Source organism: Cochlodiniinecator piscidefendens, assembly GCF_011326755.1.
GTDB lineage: Bacteria > Pseudomonadota > Alphaproteobacteria > Rhodobacterales > Rhodobacteraceae > Cochlodiniinecator > Cochlodiniinecator piscidefendens.
Window position 1 is genome coordinate 267,871 of sequence record NZ_JAAOIE010000001.1, and the last position, 17,820, is coordinate 285,690.

The following is a 17,820-nucleotide window of genomic DNA, read 5'->3' on the forward strand; positions in this document are numbered from 1 at the left end:
ACAACACTTGTCGGGTAAATCAAGGCCTGTGCAGTATAGCTATTGCGCAGGCTCTTTTCGTTTGGTTTTCTGCGCATATGAACACACCAATTTTGATCCTCGCGGCTGGTGCTTCTAGCCGCATGCAAGGTCGCGATAAATTACTCGAACCCGTTGCGAACATGCCGCTGCTACGCCATGTGGTGCTGCGCGCTTTGCAAAGCGGTGCACCGGTTTATGTTGTCTTGGACCCCAACCACCCCGAACGAAACGCCTGTATCGATGGCCTCGCGTTTCAAGCGGTTTGGGTCTCCCATCCGGAAACAGGAATGTCTCAATCTTTAACAGCCGGAATTCGCGCACTTCCCAAAGATACCCGTGCCGTTATCGTCGCTCTGGCAGATATGCCGGAAATTGATACCGTTGATTACACGAAACTGATCAGTGCTCATCAGGCCGATTTGATGAAAAACATCCTCCGCTGCACAACACCGAGTGGAAAAACAGGGCATCCTGTTTTGATGCCAGATTGGGTTTTTGAAGAAATTTTGCAGCTTTCTGGCGATGAAGGTGCGCGTTCAATTTTGAAACGCCATACAAACAAAGTTTCGCATGTACCGCTTATTGACAGAAGGGCGACTATTGACCTCGACACCCCTGAAGATTGGAACAATTGGCGTTCAAGACGGCAACACTAATAACAGAATTCAAGACCAAGCGCTGTCAGCCATAGACGTGTGCCAAGCTGATAAGACGCGTCTATTTCAACATTGAATTCATCGTTGGCGCCAACGACTTTTAAAAACCTGCATCCCTCGATCGTTTCACAAACTTCGACCTCTAATGTGAAGGCCGCGTTTAAACTGTCAGGCTTATTCGACGTTAATAGGATTTTATCGTGCGAAACACGAAAGGATTGCTCGGAGCCAGAAATAGAGCGTGGGATTTCAAAGGAAACCCCGTTGAACATTCCGGTGTTTGGCCCTGTGATCTGAAACTTATACTTTGGCAACTGACGCCCAGCCTTTGCCAATTCAGTGTCTCGAATACAGTACTGTGTGTCTGCAATCTGCATCAATTCCGTTTGATCGTGGCTGACATATAGAGCAGGACATTCCATTGCCTTCAGAGCTTTGGCAAAAAATGGGATCAACCTCGCCCGACGTTCAATGTCTAACCCATTCATCGGCTCATCAAGAAGCATGAGTTGAGGATTGACCGCCAAAGCGCGCGCCAACGCGACGCGGCGTTGCTCTCCACCTGATAACGCAGTCACCTGACGTTTCAACAGATCCCCTATTTCCAGAGCTTCGATCAAATCTGCATTGATTGTTTTATGTGAATGGAACCGCAGCCCAAATTGGATATTCTCGATGACGTTCAAATGTGGGAACAGGCGTGCCTCTTGAAATACAACCCCAATTCCACGCTTATGGGGCGGAACAAATTCCGAAGTCGTTTGCCACGGTTCGTTATCCAGAAAAACAGTGCCTTTTGCAGATTTCTGTAGTCCCGCGATAGCATTCAACAATGAGGTTTTACCGCTTCCACTGGGTCCAGATAATCCGACGACGCCCGACATCGGAATTTTCTCATTGGCTGTCAGGTGAAAATTCCCGAAAGTCAGTTCTAAATCGAGCGACAATAACTTTGTCATGGAAGTACTCGTTTTTGCAGTGAAAATACGATCACAAGGACAAGAACCGATGTGAGAAGCAAACCACCAGAAAGCCAATGCGCATTGCTGTAATCAAGCGTTTCCACTCGATTAAATATCTCAATCGAGATCACACGCGTTTGCCCCGGAATGTTACCACCAACCATCAGAACAACGCCAAATTCACCCAAAGTATGCGCAAAACTTAATACAAATGCTGACAGATACCCTTTGCGCGCCAAAGGAAAAGCGACGTAAAAAAACTGCTGAACCGGATTTGCGCCAAGTGTTGATGCGGCTTCCAATGGCGCGCGCCCAACATCCTGAAACGCGCTTCGCAGCGGTTGCACAGCAAATGGCAGGGAATAAATCAAAGATGCAAACACTAGGCCTGAAAAAGAAAACGCCAATGTTTCACCCGTTACCCTTAGCCAAGCCTGTCCGATAGGGTTTTGAGGGCTAAACAGCACTAACAGATAGAACCCCAATACGGTTGGTGGCAAAACCAAAGGCAACGCAGTGATCGCTTCGATCAATGGTCTCATCTTGCTCGCACTGCGTGACAACCACCAAGCCAAAGGCGTGGCGATAATAAGCAACGTCGTTGATGTTATCAGGGCCAAGCTTATGCTCAACCAAACTGCGGGCCAGACTGACGTCATTCGTACACCCGATATCCATGATCTCTGATAATCTCATGCGCTTCGGGCGTAGACAGGAACGCGTAGAAATCCAGCGCAGCAGGTGACGTCGAGATCAGTGCAGCGTCTTGCCGGATGTCGCTATGTCGATCAGACATCGGCACGTACCTAAACATTTGATCATCTATTCCCTGAATTTCCAAAGACCGGGCAACGAAACCAACTTGAATATTTCCACTAGAAAGAAAGCTCGCAACCTGCGTGATGCTTTCCCCTAACACCAAGTTAAGCTCATCTGGGTGTAGGTTAAACGAGGCCAAGACCTCTAGTGCGGCGGCTCCGTAAGGGGCGACAGATGCATCGGCGATGCCGATACGTTCTTGTTGCAATAAATCAGCTATGTCCGGCGTTTCTACGGGGTTTGAAACCGCCAATACCACTTCGCCCACCGCGTAGGTTTTGACCTGTGATGCGTATCCTTCGGATAACAACAGGCTTGGGCGTAATTGATCTGCTGATAGAAATACATCAAATGGCGCGCCATGTGTAATCTGTGCATACAAGCGCCCTGACGACCCTGGAATAAGCGAAACATTATGATCGCTTTGTTGTTCAAATTGATGGATCAATGCCTGCGCTGTGACCTGAAAATTGGATGCTACGGCAACGCGCGCTTCTTCGGCCTTGCAGTTAGAAGACGCCACGATAGCACAAATCGAAAGAGAGATGCGAAGGATCGTGCTCATGAAGTCTCCGTTGTTTTCAGGTGAATTGACCTGTTTCGAGGCAATATTGCAAGCACCCTTTTCTTTGCCCATCCCAGTTGTTGAGAGTTCACAATGATTTCATCGCGTAACGTATTACGGCGCAAAATGTAAGATAAAGGAGATATGAGTATAAATGGTGATCCCGACACGATTCGAACGTGTGGCCTCTACCTTCGGAGGGTAGCGCTCTATCCAGCTGAGCTACGGGACCATTAAACATCACGCTATATCACGTATGTTTAGGCCGATATATTGGAAAGATGTTGATGCTGCAATCGGAAAATACCTGCATATTTTATTATGTGCGTCCAAACCACTTTTGTATTTCTGAGGCAAATTCAGACACATCTTTGCAGGTCAAAATGCCTTTCGCTCTTAGGTCAGGTTCGACATCAACCGGAAGGCTCGAATTGCTGTCTTCGGGAACTTGGTTCAAACGCCCACCAAAGAAAACGGGCACGGAAATACCTTTTTCAGCCAAAGCATTGCTGAGACGATTTGCAAACGTCAGCGCAACACCATTGTACGTCGAAATAGCAATTGCATCCACTTCGACCGCAAGCTTCGCAAGGTCATCAGGTTCTGCCGATACACCACCATCAACGCAGGTAATTCCAGCCCCGTCAAAAACCATACGCAACAGTTCTTTGCCGTGCTCGTGAACGTCGCTAGCCGCCAACAATACGCATAACCCCTTTTTGCCAAAGGATCGCAGTATTTGCCCTTCAGGTGCATTCAGAATCTTGTCGGCATGCTCTTGCAGGTGAATAAAAGTTGTAGCCGGCACTTTTTGACTTACCTGAGCGACACCAAAGCTTTGTTCTAACCTGCGTCCTCCTATTCGACGCATCGCCAGAAGAACCTCAAAAGGGTCATCAATGTTGATCCCCATCTCCTGAAAACCACACCACAACGCCTCTGCGAACTGATGTCCACCTTTATACAGTTTTTGCGCTGTTTCATCAACCAATTCGGTGTTCAAAATAGGGACATAACCCGGAGCGAGCTCACTCATGCGATGCAAGAATAATTGTGCGTCGATAATTTCGTCGATATCAGGAATGCGTTTATTCTCAGTCACGGGTACCGGGTTTACCGCATGACCAGTCGGCCCGGTGATTTGCCCTACAACGTCCGACAACAGATATGAGCTAAGGCTCGCATAATTTTCTGCGGCCTCTCCGCGGTACAAAACAGTGGCTCCGTAAACCTGAGACCCCGGAGTACCTTTGTTGACCTCACCAATCGCCCGTTGGAATGCCATTCTGGTAACAGGCTCCGTAAAGTGATGCCCATAACAAACAGCATAAGGCGCACCAATCAAATCAACAATGATACGCCTTTCCACAATCGCACAGCCAATTGCGCTTGTTAAATCGTGAAAAACCGCTGCAAACCCATCATCCAAATTGGAATGTACCAAAACTGGAACTTTTTGCGCAGCGATCAATCCAAGGGCACGAACCGTTTCCTGAGTTGCCCTGATATCATCGCTATCCCCAGGCAACCGAAAGGTGAAATATTGACCTAGGTTGCCGATAGTTGTCGCGCCTGCGGCAAGCGCATATTTTGTGTTTTCAAATGCGCCGGGAAACCCCAACATAAAGTCACCAAAATGCAAAGCAATTGGCGCGGCTTCCGTAAGTAGGGAAAAATCCTCGGCGCGGTTCAATAAGACCCCGGTGCCGCGCATTCCCTTTTCCCGCTCGCCTTGCGGATAACCCATTGACCAATCTAGGCACAGCCCGATGCGATCAACACGAGCCCCCTTTTGAGAGCAAGTCGTATGGATGGATTTGATCGCGTCCAAAGTACGTTCAAGCGAACGATAACCTAAATGCGCATGTTGCATCACACGCCCTTCGGACATCATTGCGGTCTTATAGTCGATTTCATTCTGAACAGAATAAGCACGCTGAAACGCGCCCTGCCCGACAACCCAATCAGATGCGGCAAACGCCCCATCAACAAGTAAATCATGCCCTGTCGGAAGATCCTTTTCAGGGAAAATTTCGTCTCGCGATAAACCAACCATGTTCCATTCCCTTTGCCCTAGGCAAATAGGTCATGGCATAGTTCTAGCGCATCGATCAACGCATCGACTTCTTCGTTTGTGTTATAAAGGCCGAAAGACGCACGGGCCGTTGCTGCAACGCCAAGATGTTCCATCAATGGCTGGGCACAGTGGTGACCAGCACGAACAGCGACGCCTTTTTTGTCCAGCACCGTTGAAATATCATGAGCGTGGGCTGCCCCCTCCATCGTAAACGAAAAGATCGCCCCTTTCGTTGCGCTATTGCCTTGGACATTCACCCAATTCAACCCATCAAGCCGAGACCGCGCATAGTCGCGCAACTGCCGTTCATGGGCGGCGATATTCTCCATGCCCAATTCCATCATATATTCTAGTGCGACACCGAAACCGATAGTCTGCACAATACCCGGCGTGCCTGCCTCAAACTTCATAGGCGGATCGTTGTAACACACCGCGTCTTTGGTAACTTCTTTAATCATGTCACCGCCACCAATGAAGGGGCGCATCTCAGCCATGCGTGCTTGGGAAATATAGATCGCACCAGAGCCAGACGGACCATAAAGCTTATGACCCGTAATTGCGTAAAAATCACACCCAATGTCGGCAACATCAACATGCATGTGAACGGTGGCTTGTGATCCGTCAACCAGAACAGGCACACCTTTTTCATGAGCGGCCTTGGTGATGGCTTTGACGTCTACAACCGTGCCCAATACATTGGACATATGCGTGACGGCAATTAACTTTGTCTTTGGGCCAATCGCATCAATGACGCGTTGTGGGTCCAGATCACCATTGGCATCAACATCCACCCACTTAATCACAATACCTTGGCGTTCCCGTAGAAAATGCCATGGAACAATGTTGGCGTGGTGTTCCATCACAGATAGGATGATTTCATCCCCAGCCTGTAACTGCGGCATCGCCCAACCATAGGCCACCGTATTGATGCCTTCGGTGGTTCCAGAGTTTAATACGATTTCACGCTCATCCGCCACATTTAAGAACTTGGCGATTGTTCCGCGCACACTTTCGTATTTGTCCGTCGCAAGATTAGAAAGGTAGTGTAAGCCTCTGTGAACATTTGAATATTCATCTGAGTAGGCCCGCGTAACCGCGTCAATAACCACTTGGGGTTTCTGCGCAGATGCCCCATTGTCCAAATACACCAACGGCTTTCCGTTCACCTGGCGTGACAAAATTGGAAAATCTCGGCGGATTTCATTCACATCGTACATCTTCAGCCTCCAAGCGGCGGGGCCCATCCCAATAGGGACAGAAAATAGAAAAAGGGAAGAGCCGCAGCCAATCCCCCAACAAAGATCGAAAGAAACGCCATCCCCAAAGACAGTGTTTCATGTGTTTCAGCAACGAAATTCACCAACAACCAAAAGAGGTACACATATCCAGCAATCAGAAGGATCTGAATAAGCCCCGATCCCAACAGAACTGATAACATATCCAAAAACATTAACCCGATCGCAAAGATCCGCAACCAGCTGTCCGCGAGCAACAATTCGATAAACTGGCCTTTTCCACCAAAGAACCGACCAACCACCGCAATAGCGAACGACATTGTAACGGACAAATAAGCAGTCGACAGCAGCAGTACAAAGGGGGAAGGCAATAAAATGATGTTGCCATTCCCGTCATAGGCTGGAGGTGATACGAATTCCTGTACAAAGCCCAAAACCGTGGTTGCCACGATCACTGCTGCAGCGAACAGCCAAACCGTTTGGTCATTTAGACCTAAGTTCAAAAGCCGCCGCATCCCGTTTTTGGGGTCGCGCACGGACTCTGTAGCAAGAGGAAGCAGCAGGTTCAGCATAACAAAGTTCCGGTATACATTATTGCGAAGCTTCGGCAGCCCGCATTGAGTTGAACCACAGGTAACCAAAGAGAACCGCCGTCGCAATATTAACCAGCGACAAGGCCGGACTTTGTCCGGTAAAGGCCTCAGTTAAACCGCGCAAAAGCATCATCGGCGTAATTGCAAGCAGGGACCAAAACAAAGCTAAACGTGACCTAAGCCATGTGCCGTTGCCTGAAAAAACCATTGCAACCAAACGACTAACCGCCGCTATGCCGTAGAACATCAAAGGGGCCATAATCGTTGCCCCTAACAATGCCCCACCCGCAAGTGCCGCGAAACCACCCTCATTTGGATCAAGATGGTTTTGACGTGCCAAAGCAGGCAAAGACGCGACGAAAAAGACAAAGCAAGCAATCATGACATAAGCCAATGCGCGCTCTTCTCCGATACCGGATTGAAGCTGACGGGCCATCACCGCCCTAGGGCGGCGATAACTTTCGACAATGTCCGTCGTGACGGCCACGTCAGTCGCGATGGCGTTTCAGCCATCCCTCTAAACGATCACGAATATCATCTGCGATTTCACTGTCATCGATTTCTTCAATCGCTTCAGCCAAAAAGGCAAGCACAAGTAGACCTTGGGCTTCGTTCGCCGGAACGCCCCGCGATTGCAGATAAAACAACGACTCTTCGTCTATGGCACCTGTTGTTGAGCCGTGAGAACAGGCGACATCATCAGCGTAGATTTCCAGCTCAGGTTTTGCGAGGAACTGACTGTCATCATCCAACAAAAGCGCCTGACTGATCTGATAGCCATCTGTTTTCTGGGCGTCTGGCTTGACCAGAATTTTGCCCTGGAAAACGCCAGTTGCGCCGTTCCGTAGAACCTTTTTAAAGACCTGACGGCTTTCGCAATTTACGGCATCATGAGTGATAAAGACCGTGTCATCATGGTGAAAATCGCCGTCGCCCATCGCGGCACCCGCGACATGCGCTTGCGCGTCATCGCCGGTCAGTTCCAGAACAACTTCATTCCGGGTCAGGACACCGTTGGCGGTCAACGTAAAGCTCTTAAAAACGCTTTCAGTCCCAAGGCGGCCAAATAAATGGGTCGCCGCCCGACGTTCGTGATCGCGGCCTTGTGCTCGAATATGATGGAAAGACGCGTTATCGGCGACTTCTACTTCCATAACTTTATTGAACCGCGCTGCGGCCGGTCCATTTTCTAGAACTGTCAGCTCTGCGCCACTTTCAACCTTAATGACATGATGTAGTGTAGCATCCGAAGTTGTTGATTTATGAAGGTAAATCAACGATACGGGTTTTTCGACCTTTGCGGTTGCCCGGATCACGATTCCGTCTTCGGCATAAGCGGTATTAAGCGCGGCCAACGGGCGTTCAACCGGAACCTGACCGTTGGTTTCTAACACGCCATAGATGTCTTTTGCCCAGTGGATGTCTGTCTGCCCTGCATCAGCAAGACGTTCAATCGAGACACCCGCCAGCGTCAAATCATCTGAGGCATCCGCATCAAACACTCCATCCACAAACACGATTTTCAACCGATCAATCGCGTCAAAAACTGGTGCCTCATCCGTCACATCAAACACAGCGGCCTGTGGCGTATCGGTTTGAACCAATGTGTCTGGCCGAGTGAATTTCCAATATTCATCGCGACGCCCCGGCATGCCCATAGCGCGTAGGCGCGTTTGTGCATCCGCGCGGCTGGCTGAAATCCAACCACCGTCTTCAGGCAACGTCAACCCAGACAACCGGGCTTCTGTCGCATCCATTTTTGCTTGTGATAGCGCCATTACGCAATCTCCGCCAGAATATCGGCGTAACCGTTGTGTTCAACTTCAAGCGCCAATTCAGGGCCACCAGATTTAATGATACGGCCATTCGCCATGATATGAACAACGTCAGGTTTGATGTGGTCCAATAGGCGTTGGTAGTGTGTGATCACGAGGAAGGAACGACCTTCATCGCGCAGTGCATTTACACCCTCAGACACCAATTTCATCGCATCGACATCTAGGCCAGAGTCGGTTTCATCTAGGATGCACATTTTTGGCTCAAGCATCGCCATTTGCAAAATCTCGTTGCGCTTTTTCTCACCGCCGGAAAAGCCAACATTCACAGGGCGTTTCAGCATATCAGCGTCGATTTTTAGCGTTTTCGCTTTTGCGCGCACAACTTTCAAAAACTCACCGGCAGACATTTCGTCTTCGCCACGCGCTTTGCGTTGGGCGTTTACCGCAGTCCGCAAGAACGTCATGTTGCCAACGCCAGGGATTTCAACTGGGTACTGAAACGCGAGGAAAAGACCAGCTGCTGCACGTTCTTCAGGATCCATATCGAGCAGATCAACACCGTTCAATTCGGCAGAACCTTCGGTAACTTCGTAACCATCACGGCCAGAAAGCACATAAGAAGTCGTTGATTTACCTGACCCATTTGGCCCCATAATTGCGTGGACTTCGCCAGCACCAATAGACAGATTAACGCCTTTTAGGATTTGCTTGTCTTCTTCAAGTTTGACGTGTAAGTTTTTGATCTCAAGCATTTTCGTTCGCCTTCATCCGCGCCAATTGACGCTCAGTTTCCTCAATACGAAGTGCGCGTTCCTCAAACAGTCGCGCTTGCTCCGCCTTCATTCTCTTTTCCGTCATGCGTCGATAAATCGACGCGCTCACCGGAACGCCAACAAGCAATCCGGCGAGAATTTTTGGCAACCACCCCAATGGCGGAATAAACACGCCCAGAGCAATATATACGATAAGCCCAAGAACCACGCCTGCAGGTACTGCAACCCGCCCCACATCCAGATGGCTGGGGTTTTTTAGTTGCAGCATGACGCCTTCTTCTAGGGAGTTACCGCTCATTCTTAACCACGCCTCCGCAGCACGAATTGTGCAAAAAGGCTTCCTAAAAAGCCGGACGTCCCCGCCCCAGCCAAAAGGAATGTTATGCTCATCTCCGGCAGGATTTTGTTTAGAAAAATCGCAAAGACCGCACAAAACGACCCAGTCAGCACTGCCGACAAAACTGATATGCGCGACTTAACTGACATTACTGAACCGTGACCGCAGTGCCTGATGCAGACACCATCAACATAGATTGCCCGACAACTTCGTAATCAAGATCAACCCCAACAACCGCATTAGCACCCATGGCAACAGCACGCTCTTCGAGCTCACGAAGCGCCGTATCACGTGCATCTTGTAGTTTGCTTTCATATGCGCCGGAACGTCCACCAACGATATCAGTTATGGAAGCAAACACATCACGCACAACATTCGCGCCCATAATGGCCTCACCCACGGCGATACCATGGTATGTTTTGATCGATTTTCCTTCGATGGAAGGTGTTGTTGTAATGATCATATTTAACCTCTTATCCCACTGAACCTTCGAGGGAAATCGCCACAAGCGCTTGCGCTTCCAACGCAAATTCCATCGGCAGCGCTTGAAGCACATCTTTCACGAAACCATTGACAACGAGCGCCACAGCCTCTTCTTCGCCCATGCCACGTTGACGGCAATAGAACAGCTGTTCATCGTCAACCTTGGATGTGGTTGCCTCGTGTTCAACGCGTGATGAGTTATTCTTCACCTCGATATAGGGCACCGTGTGCGCGCCGCATTTATCCCCGATCAAAAGGCTATCACACTGGGTGTAATTGCGGCTTTCTTTGGCTTTGGGATGCATGGACACAAGACCACGGTAGGTGTTTTGCGCTTTACCCGCGCTGATCCCTTTGGACACGATACGTGATTTGGTTTTCTTACCCAAATGCACCATCTTTGTACCAGTATCGGCCTGCTGCATATTGTTGGCAATCGCGATTGAGTAAAATTCACCTTGGCTTTCGTCACCGCGCAGGATGCAAGACGGGTATTTCCATGTCACTGCAGAACCGGTTTCCACCTGTGTCCACATGATTTTGGCGCGATCCCCACGGCAATCTGCACGTTTGGTCACAAAGTTATAAATCCCACCAACGCCGTTTTCATCACCGGGATACCAGTTCTGAACGGTTGAATATTTCACCTCAGCGTCTTCTTCGATGATGATCTCAACCACAGCAGCGTGCAACTGCGCGACATCGCGTTGCGGCGCGGTACAGCCCTCAAGGTAGCTTACGTAGGAACCTTTGTCGGCGATGATCAGGGTGCGCTCAAACTGGCCAGTGTTTTCGGCATTGATACGGAAATAGGTCGACAGCTCCATCGGGCAACGCACGCCGGGTGGCACATACACAAATGAACCATCTGAAAACACGGCAGAGTTCAATGTTGCATAATAGTTATCCGAAACCGGAACCACGGTGCCAAGGTATTTTTTGACAAGATCAGGGTATTCGCGGATCGCCTCTGAAATCGAACAGAAAATGACGCCGGCCTTTTTCAATTCTTCCTGAAACGTGGTGCCCACTGAAACGGAGTCAAAGACAGCGTCGACCGCAACTTTGCGCCCTTCAGCAGGAACATCTTCAGCGCCTTCAACACCAGCCAAAATTAGCTGTTCTTTCAGCGGGATACCCAATTTTTCGTAGGTTGCCAGCAATTTTGGATCGACTTCATCCAAAGACTTTGGCTTTTCTTCCATGCTTTTTGGACGTGCGTAGTAGTAGATATCTTGGAAATCGATCTTTGGGTATGTCACCATCGCCCATGTCGGTTCTTCGATTTGGGTCCAGCGTTCAAATGCCGCCAAGCGCCATTCTGTCATCCATTTAGGTTCGTCATTTTTGCCGGAAATCAAACGAACGATATCTGGATTTACACCTTTTGGGGCATATTCCATTTCGATCTCTGTTTCCCAACCGTATTTGTATTTGCCTGCCATAGCCTGCACAGCATCGACCGTTTCCTGATCAACACCTTCTTTTACGTCTACATCGTCAAAAGCGGCCATTTCATTTCCATTCTTATTATCAACACCATAGATGGCGTTGCTCACGCATTACGCGCTTTAAATTTGTTGTACTGCTTGCCCCAAGCTTCGGCAAATCGCAGAACGTCGTCTTCTGTTGTATCAAGCCCTAGAGAAACGCGGATCGCACTGCTGGCGACATCGTCATTGTATCCCATGGCCTTTAGAACGCGGCTGGCTTTCACCTTGCCCGACGAACAAGCTGATCCAGCAGAAACTGCAAAACCAGCGAGGTCCATCTGCATCACCTGCGTTTCACCCTTCCATCCCGGAACAGCAAAACATGAGGTATTAGGCAATCGCACCGCATCTTTCCCGACAAAAATAGTATCTTTTGCAGATTCTTCCAGCGCTTTTTCTAGAATGTTTCTAAGTTTCTCAACTTCGACCCATTTTCCATCCGCTAAATCCCGCTCTGCAGCCGCAGCCGCGCCGCCAAAACCGGCGATCCCAATGGTATTTTCAGTTCCAGACCGGCGGCCCATTTCTTGCCCCCCGCCTTTGATCTGCGCAGCGACATCTAAACCGCGCCGCAAAACCAATGCACCGATCCCTTTAGGGCCGCCAAGTTTATGTGCGGAAATAAGCGCCATATCTGCTCCACACCAGTTAAAGGCAAACGGGACTTTGCCAAAACTTTGTGTAGCGTCAACGACGGCCAATCCATCGGGTAGCCTTTGAATAATACCAGTTTCGCTGTTTGCGCTTTGCAACACGGTTTCAGAAGGGGTTTCGACCGAAACCGCGCCATTGCCATCAACATTCAAACAAGCGTCAATCCAAGCCACGATTGCGTCGTGCTCTACATCTGCCCCAACAAAGTTGCGTCCAGACAGCGCAAGCGCCGCACCCTCTGTCGATCCTGATACAAAAACGATATCAGCACCATCTGCACCAAAAGCTGCTGAAATTTGCGAACGCGCCTTTTCGATCAGCGACTTGGCTGCCCGGCCTTCTGAATGAACACTGGACGGGTTTCCGCAAACGTCCATTGCAGACATCATCGCCACACGGGCTTCGTCCCGCAAAGGTGCGGTTGCATTCCAATCCAAATAGCTTCGCTTCATCCTTCATCGACCACTTCGAAAATAGAAGGGATCGCCGGACAAGGCGTGAGTTCGTTTTTAACGACATCAGACAGTCGGGTCTGGTGCAAAAACACATAAACCTGCGCTGACAACCCTTCCCACAATCTATTGGTCAACGATTGCGCACGCGAACCAGAAATAGCACCCGAGGCCCCTGCCCCTGTATGCATTGCAGAAACAGTTTCATCGACCGCCCCCAACACATCCACGACACGAATTTCAGACGCAGAACGCGCCAAACGATATCCACCACCGGGGCCGCGCACCGATTCGACCAGTTCCGCCCGACGCAATTTGACGAACAATTGCTCTAGGTATGGCAATGAAATATCCTGGCGTTTTGAAATTTCCGAAAGCGAAATCAGGTTTTCTTTGGGCTGTAAGGCTAAATCCGCAAGCGCCACCATCGCATAGCGGCCTTTTGTCGACAGTTTCATCGCTTAATCCTTGAAATGGTTGACGGGGACGCAGTAGACACTTACTTCCCTTTTACCTGCACGGCAATCGCCGTATTTAGAATTATTCTAATAAGCTTGAGTGAATTCGTCAACAAATTCACCGCTGACACAAGAATGGGACACAGAATGCCCGAAGTTATCTTCCCGGGACCGGAAGGCCGTCTTGAAGGACGCTACCACCCACAAAAACAAAAAGATGCGCCAATCGCGATCATCTTGCACCCCCATCCACAGTTTGGTGGAACAATGAACAACCGTGTAGTTTACAACCTACACTATAAGTTCTTTGACATGGGCTTTACCGTGCTTCGGTTCAATTTCCGCGGTGTTGGACGTTCACAAGGTGAATATGACCAAGGTGTCGGTGAATTGTCGGATGCAGCTTCTGCGCTGGATTATCTGCAATCAATGAATCCCAACGCGAAACATTGCTGGGTTGCTGGCTTTAGTTTCGGTGCGTGGATCGGGATGCAACTGCTGATGCGTCGCCCTGAAATCACAGGTTTCGTGAGCGTTTCCCCCCCGGCGAATATGTATGACTTTAGCTTCTTGGCGCCATGCCCCAGCTCTGGTCTTATCATCAACGGAACCAATGACCGTGTCGCGCCGCCGGCTGATACTGTCACCTTGGTTGATAAATTGCATGAACAAAAGGGTATTACGATCACCCACCAACAAGTCGAAGGTGCGGGTCACTTCTTTGAAGATCCACATATGGACACTTTGTTGGGCAGTACAGATGAATACGTGCGTCGCCGTTTGACTGAAACATCTCGGTAAACCCGATGAGTGCATTAGAAGACCTTGCTGATGCCCTTGCGAAAGACGTTCTAGAAGCTGAGCGCAAGCTCAAGATAGATCGTCTTTCGGAAGACATCGCTAAAATCATTGCAGAAAGCTCTACCACTTTGGAAGAGAACTTTATGACCTATGTACGTGTTCGGCGGGCAGAAGTGCGCGGGCGGAAATTTCTGGCAGAACGTGTAAAATCCGCCATTGAAGAACACAAAGCTGCGCAACAAAAGGCAGATAAATGACCGAAAATCTTGAACAGCAATTTGCCTTCCTTCAAGAAATCGACAAACTAAAACAGATTACGCGGGCTACCGAAATTACAGGCGGGTCGCGTAAAGAAAACTCAGGCGAACACAGTTGGCATATTGCAATGTATGCCCTGATTTTGGCAGAGCACGCTGCCCCTGACGTTGACATAAATCGCGTCATCAAAATGCTTTTGATCCACGACCTTGTTGAGATTGACGCAGGCGATGTGCCGATACACCAGCAAATCGACGTTGAAGCGCATGAAGCCAAGGAACGCGCCGCGGCTAAACGTATTTTTGGCATGCTCCCGCAGGATCAGGCAGAAGCCCTACATGATCTTTGGACCGAATTTGAAGCCAGCGTAACACCCGACGCCATTTTCGCGAAGTCCATAGATCGCGTACAACCTGTCCTTTTAAACATCGCCAATGGCGGCGGGTCGTGGACAGATTACAACGTTACTTTAGAACAACTGGAACACCGCGTGGGACAAAAGGTCGCCAGAGGATCGAGATCCATCTGGCAGTTTGTTCGACAGAAAGCTGTGCAGTTTTTCGAAACTGTTTAGATTTCGTGATTTTGCGGCCATTCGTGATTAACACGCAAATCCCGCATCAGCAGATATGCGGCAAACCCCATTCCGGGCCCGCAAACCAAACTCGATAGTGCAATCTGCCCCCAATATTGGATATTGCGGCGCCGTGCATCCATAAAGCTCCACGCTAAAAACAATAGCTCCAAAAAAGCCGTATTAACAATTAGATAGATAAGCCCAGTTGCCAGAATTGTTTCTCTAGAATTTACCTGCGCTCCGATTAATACGTATATGGCGATCAACCACGCAACAAAAAAAACTGCACCAAGTGCAATGTATAAAGCCCGCATAAAAAAAGTCCCAAAACAGTAGAAGTAAGTAATAAATTGAGTTTGGCAAAAAGTTGGACTCTATTCAAGTTGACCAAATAGGCAATTGACCACGTTGATTGGTGTTCCAAATCCTAATTTTTCACGGGCAGTTTTGATAAAATGACTTCGTATACATTTGCATACTTTCTTTTCATTCCTGCATTTCTACGTTAGAACACTCGAGAAAATTGATTCACTTTTGCAAAAAGGACGCCCTATGACCAAGATTAAGGTGGACAACCCCGTTGTCGAACTCGACGGCGATGAGATGACCCGCATCATTTGGGACTTTATCAAAAAGAAGCTCATCCTACCGTATCTCGACATCGATCTGAAATACTACGATCTTGGTATTCAAGCGCGTGATGAAACAAACGACCAAATCACCATAGATTCCGCTGAAGCCATCAAGAAATACGGCGTTGGCGTTAAATGCGCGACCATTACACCTGATGAGGCGCGCGTAGAAGAATTTGGCTTAAAGCAAATGTGGCGTTCGCCAAATGGGACAATCCGCAATATCCTTGGTGGTGTTGTGTTCCGTCAGCCCATCATCTGCTCTAACGTTCCGCGTTTGGTGCCGGGTTGGACACAGCCAATCGTGATTGGGCGTCACGCCTTTGGTGATCAATACAAAGCGACTGATTTCCTTTTCCCAGGAAAAGGCAAACTGACGATGAAATTCGTCGGCGAAGACGGCACAACTATCGAGAAAGACGTTTATGACGCCCCTGCTGCTGGTGTTGCTATGGGCATGTACAACCTTGATCAATCAATCATTGATTTTGCGCGTGCGTCCATGAACTACGGCCTGAAACTTGGCTGGCCTGTATATCTGTCCACCAAAAATACCATCCTCAAGGCCTATGATGGGCGCTTTATGGATCTGTTTCAGAAGGTCTATGAAGAAGAATTCGAAGCTGAATTTAAGAAGGCCGGCATTCATTATGAACACCGCCTGATCGACGATATGGTGGCTTGTGCCATGAAATGGAACGGTGGTTTCGTTTGGGCATGTAAAAACTACGACGGCGACGTGCAGTCAGATACAGTTGCGCAGGGCTTTGGTTCACTTGGTCTGATGACATCTCAACTGATGACCCCAGATGGGAAAATCGTCGAAGCCGAAGCTGCACATGGTACTGTGACACGTCACTACCGCCAGCACCAAAAAGGCGAAGCAACCTCCACCAACTCAATCGCGTCTATCTTTGCTTGGACTGGTGGCCTGAAGCACCGCGCGAAACTTGACGACAACACACAGCTGATGCGCTTTGCGGATACGTTGGAAAAAGTGATCGTTGATACCGTCGAAAGTGGCTTCATGACCAAAGATTTGGCTTTGCTTGTTGGACCAGATCAAAAATGGCTGACAACCGAAGGGTTCCTCGAAAAAATCGATGAGAACCTAAGCGCCGCATTGGTCGGATAAACTGCTAAAATGATTAAGCCGCCCAATTTGGCGGCTTTTTCTATGGGGCGAAGGAAAACTGCTGCGCACCCGCTTTATTCAGAACGAGTATGTTTCCCGGTGGAAGTGCCTCCCACCCTTCTTCGTCGTGTTCAAGGGGCTCTGACACAACAGCCCACCCCCCGTGTGTTTCACTGAAACGGTAATACACAGAGGGTGTAATGTGATCCGACGAATACCGAATAGCATAAAGCGTTTCCCCGTCTGAAAATGCCGCTGAAACCCGCATATGCGGTTTCACCCCATGTTTGCGCGACAATGCCTCTAGCTGACCGATTGCAGACTGCATTGCTGCAACAGGATCTGTTTCCAAGCCTGCGCCTAACGCCAGTAAAAACATAACTTCACTGTCTGTTGCGCCCTTTCGGTATTTATACAGATCATCAGGAATGAGCATATCTGCATGCTTGCGAAAGCTCTCAAAACCACCAACTTGCCCGTTATGCATAAAGCTCCAACGCCCAACAGCAAAGGGATGGCAATTATTGCGACTGGTTGCAGACCCAGTAGATGCCCGTACGTGGGCAAGGAACATCCCAGACTTGACCTGTCGTGCCACTGAACGCAAATTTGGATCAGACCAAGCAGGATGAACATCCCTATATAGTCCGGGTTCAGTCCGCGCATCATACCATGCCACGCCAAACCCATCGGCATTCGTCGTCGTTTTACATTCTTCGGCCTCAATACTTTGATCAATCAATGAATGCCCCGGACGGGAAATAACGTTTTCAAGAAAGATCGGAGTACCTGTGTAAGCGGCCCAACGGCACATAGTGGTTATCCTCGATTATGCGTTTTTGCATACATATCAGCGATTAATTTACTGGCTGTTTTTTCAAACAAACAGGGAATAACCGCGTGGATGGCTGCAGCGAATGCGGCGGCAAAAAGCTTCAGCGAAAACTTTGATGCGAAAACCGCATGTTCAAGATAGGTTTCATCAACGCTTTGCGGATGCTCTAAGAATACTTTGTTGATCATGATACGCCCCTTTTCATGTCTGTTTGGTAAATCTAACA

At 49.1% G+C, this 17,820-nt stretch carries 22 protein-coding genes and 1 tRNA gene; 5 read left to right on the plus strand and 18 right to left on the minus strand.

Features of this window, described 5'->3' with window-relative positions; translation table 11 throughout:
* Positions 1–77: 77 nt before the first annotated feature.
* Positions 78–677 carry a nucleotidyltransferase family protein gene (locus tag G9C99_RS01325; protein WP_166415653.1) on the plus strand — a complete coding sequence of 200 codons (600 nt, stop codon included), beginning with the start codon at positions 78–80 and terminating at the stop codon, positions 675–677.
* On the opposite strand, the gene G9C99_RS01330 is transcribed toward G9C99_RS01325, so the two are convergent.
* The 15 genes from G9C99_RS01330 to iscR form a co-directional block, all read right to left on the minus strand.
* The gene (locus G9C99_RS01330) at positions 674–1,636 is read right to left on the minus strand and encodes an ATP-binding cassette domain-containing protein (RefSeq protein WP_166415654.1); all 963 of its coding nucleotides are present in this window, start codon (positions 1,634–1,636) and stop codon (positions 674–676) included. The two genes, G9C99_RS01325 and G9C99_RS01330, sit on opposite strands and share 4 nt — an antisense overlap.
* Entirely contained in the window at positions 1,633–2,298 is a 666-nt protein-coding gene (gene modB / locus G9C99_RS01335) for a molybdate ABC transporter permease subunit (RefSeq protein ID WP_166415655.1), read from the minus strand. Before modB ends, G9C99_RS01330 begins: the two co-directional genes overlap by 4 nt.
* Positions 2,295–3,023, minus strand: coding sequence for a molybdate ABC transporter substrate-binding protein (modA, locus tag G9C99_RS01340; protein WP_166415656.1), 729 nt, complete (start codon positions 3,021–3,023; stop codon positions 2,295–2,297). The genes modB and modA overlap by 4 nt, the downstream gene beginning before the upstream one ends.
* Positions 3,024–3,178: 155 nt before the next feature.
* Positions 3,179–3,255, minus strand: a tRNA-Arg gene (locus G9C99_RS01345).
* A gap of 87 nt (positions 3,256–3,342) precedes the next feature.
* Positions 3,343–5,079: a cobalamin-dependent protein gene (locus G9C99_RS01350; RefSeq protein ID WP_166415657.1), complete on the minus strand. Its 1,737-nt coding sequence runs from the start codon at positions 5,077–5,079 to the stop codon at positions 3,343–3,345.
* A 17-nt stretch (positions 5,080–5,096) separates the two neighbouring features.
* Positions 5,097–6,317, minus strand: a complete 1,221-nt coding sequence (locus G9C99_RS01355; protein ID WP_166415658.1) for a cysteine desulfurase — start codon at positions 6,315–6,317, stop codon at positions 5,097–5,099.
* 2 nt (positions 6,318–6,319) lie between these two features.
* Positions 6,320–6,907, minus strand: a complete 588-nt coding sequence (locus tag G9C99_RS01360; RefSeq protein ID WP_166415659.1) for a hypothetical protein — start codon at positions 6,905–6,907, stop codon at positions 6,320–6,322.
* Positions 6,908–6,926: 19 nt separating this feature from the next.
* A complete protein-coding gene (locus tag G9C99_RS01365) occupies positions 6,927–7,415 on the minus strand; it encodes a YIP1 family protein (protein ID WP_166415660.1) in 489 nt (162 codons plus the stop codon).
* A gap of 1 nt (position 7,416) precedes the next feature.
* Entirely contained in the window at positions 7,417–8,706 is a 1,290-nt protein-coding gene (sufD, locus tag G9C99_RS01370; RefSeq protein WP_166415661.1) for a Fe-S cluster assembly protein SufD, read from the minus strand.
* Positions 8,706–9,458 (minus strand): Fe-S cluster assembly ATPase SufC, encoded by a 753-nt coding sequence (sufC, locus tag G9C99_RS01375; protein WP_166415662.1) that lies wholly within the window; start codon positions 9,456–9,458, stop codon positions 8,706–8,708. Before sufC ends, sufD begins: the two co-directional genes overlap by 1 nt.
* A complete protein-coding gene (locus G9C99_RS01380) occupies positions 9,451–9,777 on the minus strand; it encodes a hypothetical protein (protein ID WP_166415663.1) in 327 nt (108 codons plus the stop codon). The genes sufC and G9C99_RS01380 overlap by 8 nt, the downstream gene beginning before the upstream one ends.
* A gap of 187 nt (positions 9,778–9,964) precedes the next feature.
* A complete protein-coding gene (locus G9C99_RS01385; protein WP_166415664.1) occupies positions 9,965–10,279 on the minus strand; it encodes a heavy metal-binding domain-containing protein in 315 nt (104 codons plus the stop codon).
* A gap of 10 nt (positions 10,280–10,289) precedes the next feature.
* The gene (gene sufB / locus G9C99_RS01390) at positions 10,290–11,813 is read right to left on the minus strand and encodes a Fe-S cluster assembly protein SufB (RefSeq protein ID WP_166416276.1); all 1,524 of its coding nucleotides are present in this window, start codon (positions 11,811–11,813) and stop codon (positions 10,290–10,292) included.
* Positions 11,814–11,854: 41 nt separating this feature from the next.
* Entirely contained in the window at positions 11,855–12,898 is a 1,044-nt protein-coding gene (locus tag G9C99_RS01395; protein ID WP_166415665.1) for a cysteine desulfurase family protein, read from the minus strand.
* Positions 12,895–13,356 (minus strand): Fe-S cluster assembly transcriptional regulator IscR, encoded by a 462-nt coding sequence (gene iscR, locus G9C99_RS01400; protein ID WP_166415666.1) that lies wholly within the window; start codon positions 13,354–13,356, stop codon positions 12,895–12,897. Before iscR ends, G9C99_RS01395 begins: the two co-directional genes overlap by 4 nt.
* A gap of 147 nt (positions 13,357–13,503) precedes the next feature.
* On the opposite strand from iscR, the gene G9C99_RS01405 reads away from it, so the two are divergent.
* From G9C99_RS01405 to G9C99_RS01415, 3 genes are read left to right on the plus strand one after another with little or no spacing between them, the layout of a single operon-like run.
* Positions 13,504–14,157 (plus strand): alpha/beta hydrolase, encoded by a 654-nt coding sequence (locus G9C99_RS01405; RefSeq protein ID WP_166415667.1) that lies wholly within the window; start codon positions 13,504–13,506, stop codon positions 14,155–14,157.
* Between the two features lie 5 nt (positions 14,158–14,162).
* Positions 14,163–14,414, plus strand: a complete 252-nt coding sequence (locus G9C99_RS01410) for a hypothetical protein (protein WP_166415668.1) — start codon at positions 14,163–14,165, stop codon at positions 14,412–14,414.
* Positions 14,411–14,989 (plus strand): HD domain-containing protein, encoded by a 579-nt coding sequence (locus G9C99_RS01415; protein WP_166415669.1) that lies wholly within the window; start codon positions 14,411–14,413, stop codon positions 14,987–14,989. Before G9C99_RS01410 ends, G9C99_RS01415 begins: the two co-directional genes overlap by 4 nt.
* Here G9C99_RS01415 and G9C99_RS01420 read toward each other — a convergent pair.
* The gene (locus G9C99_RS01420; RefSeq protein ID WP_166415670.1) at positions 14,986–15,306 is read right to left on the minus strand and encodes a DUF2834 domain-containing protein; all 321 of its coding nucleotides are present in this window, start codon (positions 15,304–15,306) and stop codon (positions 14,986–14,988) included. The genes G9C99_RS01415 and G9C99_RS01420 overlap by 4 nt on opposite strands.
* 238 nt (positions 15,307–15,544) lie before the next feature.
* Between G9C99_RS01420 and G9C99_RS01425 the strand changes: the two genes are divergently transcribed.
* Complete coding sequence (locus G9C99_RS01425) at positions 15,545–16,759, plus strand: NADP-dependent isocitrate dehydrogenase (protein WP_166415671.1); 1,215 nt, start codon at positions 15,545–15,547, stop codon at positions 16,757–16,759.
* A 40-nt stretch (positions 16,760–16,799) separates the two neighbouring features.
* Here the strand turns inward: G9C99_RS01425 and G9C99_RS01430 are convergent, their stop codons facing one another.
* Both G9C99_RS01430 and G9C99_RS01435 read right to left on the minus strand, forming a co-directional pair.
* Positions 16,800–17,573, minus strand: a complete 774-nt coding sequence (locus G9C99_RS01430; RefSeq protein ID WP_166415672.1) for a class II glutamine amidotransferase — start codon at positions 17,571–17,573, stop codon at positions 16,800–16,802.
* 5 nt (positions 17,574–17,578) lie between these two features.
* A complete protein-coding gene (locus G9C99_RS01435; RefSeq protein ID WP_166415673.1) occupies positions 17,579–17,782 on the minus strand; it encodes a DUF6356 family protein in 204 nt (67 codons plus the stop codon).
* Between the last annotated feature and the right edge of the window lie 38 nt (positions 17,783–17,820).

Bases quoted from the DNA above. Each gene is read 5' to 3' on its own strand.
- G9C99_RS01325 (WP_166415653.1), top strand. From the start codon at position 78: ATGAACACACCAATTTTGATCCTCGCGGCTGGTGCTTCTAGCCGCATG.
- G9C99_RS01330 (WP_166415654.1), bottom strand. From the start codon at position 1,636: ATGACAAAGTTATTGTCGCTCGATTTAGAACTGACTTTCGGGAATTTT.
- modB (WP_166415655.1), bottom strand. From the start codon at position 2,298: ATGACGTCAGTCTGGCCCGCAGTTTGGTTGAGCATAAGCTTGGCCCTG.
- modA (WP_166415656.1), bottom strand. From the start codon at position 3,023: ATGAGCACGATCCTTCGCATCTCTCTTTCGATTTGTGCTATCGTGGCG.
- G9C99_RS01350 (WP_166415657.1), bottom strand. From the start codon at position 5,079: ATGGTTGGTTTATCGCGAGACGAAATTTTCCCTGAAAAGGATCTTCCG.
- G9C99_RS01355 (WP_166415658.1), bottom strand. From the start codon at position 6,317: ATGTACGATGTGAATGAAATCCGCCGAGATTTTCCAATTTTGTCACGC.
- G9C99_RS01360 (WP_166415659.1), bottom strand. From the start codon at position 6,907: ATGCTGAACCTGCTGCTTCCTCTTGCTACAGAGTCCGTGCGCGACCCC.
- sufD (WP_166415661.1), bottom strand. From the start codon at position 8,706: ATGGCGCTATCACAAGCAAAAATGGATGCGACAGAAGCCCGGTTGTCT.
- sufC (WP_166415662.1), bottom strand. From the start codon at position 9,458: ATGCTTGAGATCAAAAACTTACACGTCAAACTTGAAGAAGACAAGCAA.
- G9C99_RS01380 (WP_166415663.1), bottom strand. From the start codon at position 9,777: ATGAGCGGTAACTCCCTAGAAGAAGGCGTCATGCTGCAACTAAAAAAC.
- G9C99_RS01385 (WP_166415664.1), bottom strand. From the start codon at position 10,279: ATGATCATTACAACAACACCTTCCATCGAAGGAAAATCGATCAAAACA.
- sufB (WP_166416276.1), bottom strand. From the start codon at position 11,813: ATGGCCGCTTTTGACGATGTAGACGTAAAAGAAGGTGTTGATCAGGAA.
- G9C99_RS01395 (WP_166415665.1), bottom strand. From the start codon at position 12,898: ATGAAGCGAAGCTATTTGGATTGGAATGCAACCGCACCTTTGCGGGAC.
- iscR (WP_166415666.1), bottom strand. From the start codon at position 13,356: ATGAAACTGTCGACAAAAGGCCGCTATGCGATGGTGGCGCTTGCGGAT.
- G9C99_RS01405 (WP_166415667.1), top strand. From the start codon at position 13,504: ATGCCCGAAGTTATCTTCCCGGGACCGGAAGGCCGTCTTGAAGGACGC.
- G9C99_RS01410 (WP_166415668.1), top strand. From the start codon at position 14,163: ATGAGTGCATTAGAAGACCTTGCTGATGCCCTTGCGAAAGACGTTCTA.
- G9C99_RS01415 (WP_166415669.1), top strand. From the start codon at position 14,411: ATGACCGAAAATCTTGAACAGCAATTTGCCTTCCTTCAAGAAATCGAC.
- G9C99_RS01420 (WP_166415670.1), bottom strand. From the start codon at position 15,306: ATGCGGGCTTTATACATTGCACTTGGTGCAGTTTTTTTTGTTGCGTGG.
- G9C99_RS01425 (WP_166415671.1), top strand. From the start codon at position 15,545: ATGACCAAGATTAAGGTGGACAACCCCGTTGTCGAACTCGACGGCGAT.
- G9C99_RS01430 (WP_166415672.1), bottom strand. From the start codon at position 17,573: ATGTGCCGTTGGGCCGCTTACACAGGTACTCCGATCTTTCTTGAAAAC.
- G9C99_RS01435 (WP_166415673.1), bottom strand. From the start codon at position 17,782: ATGATCAACAAAGTATTCTTAGAGCATCCGCAAAGCGTTGATGAAACC.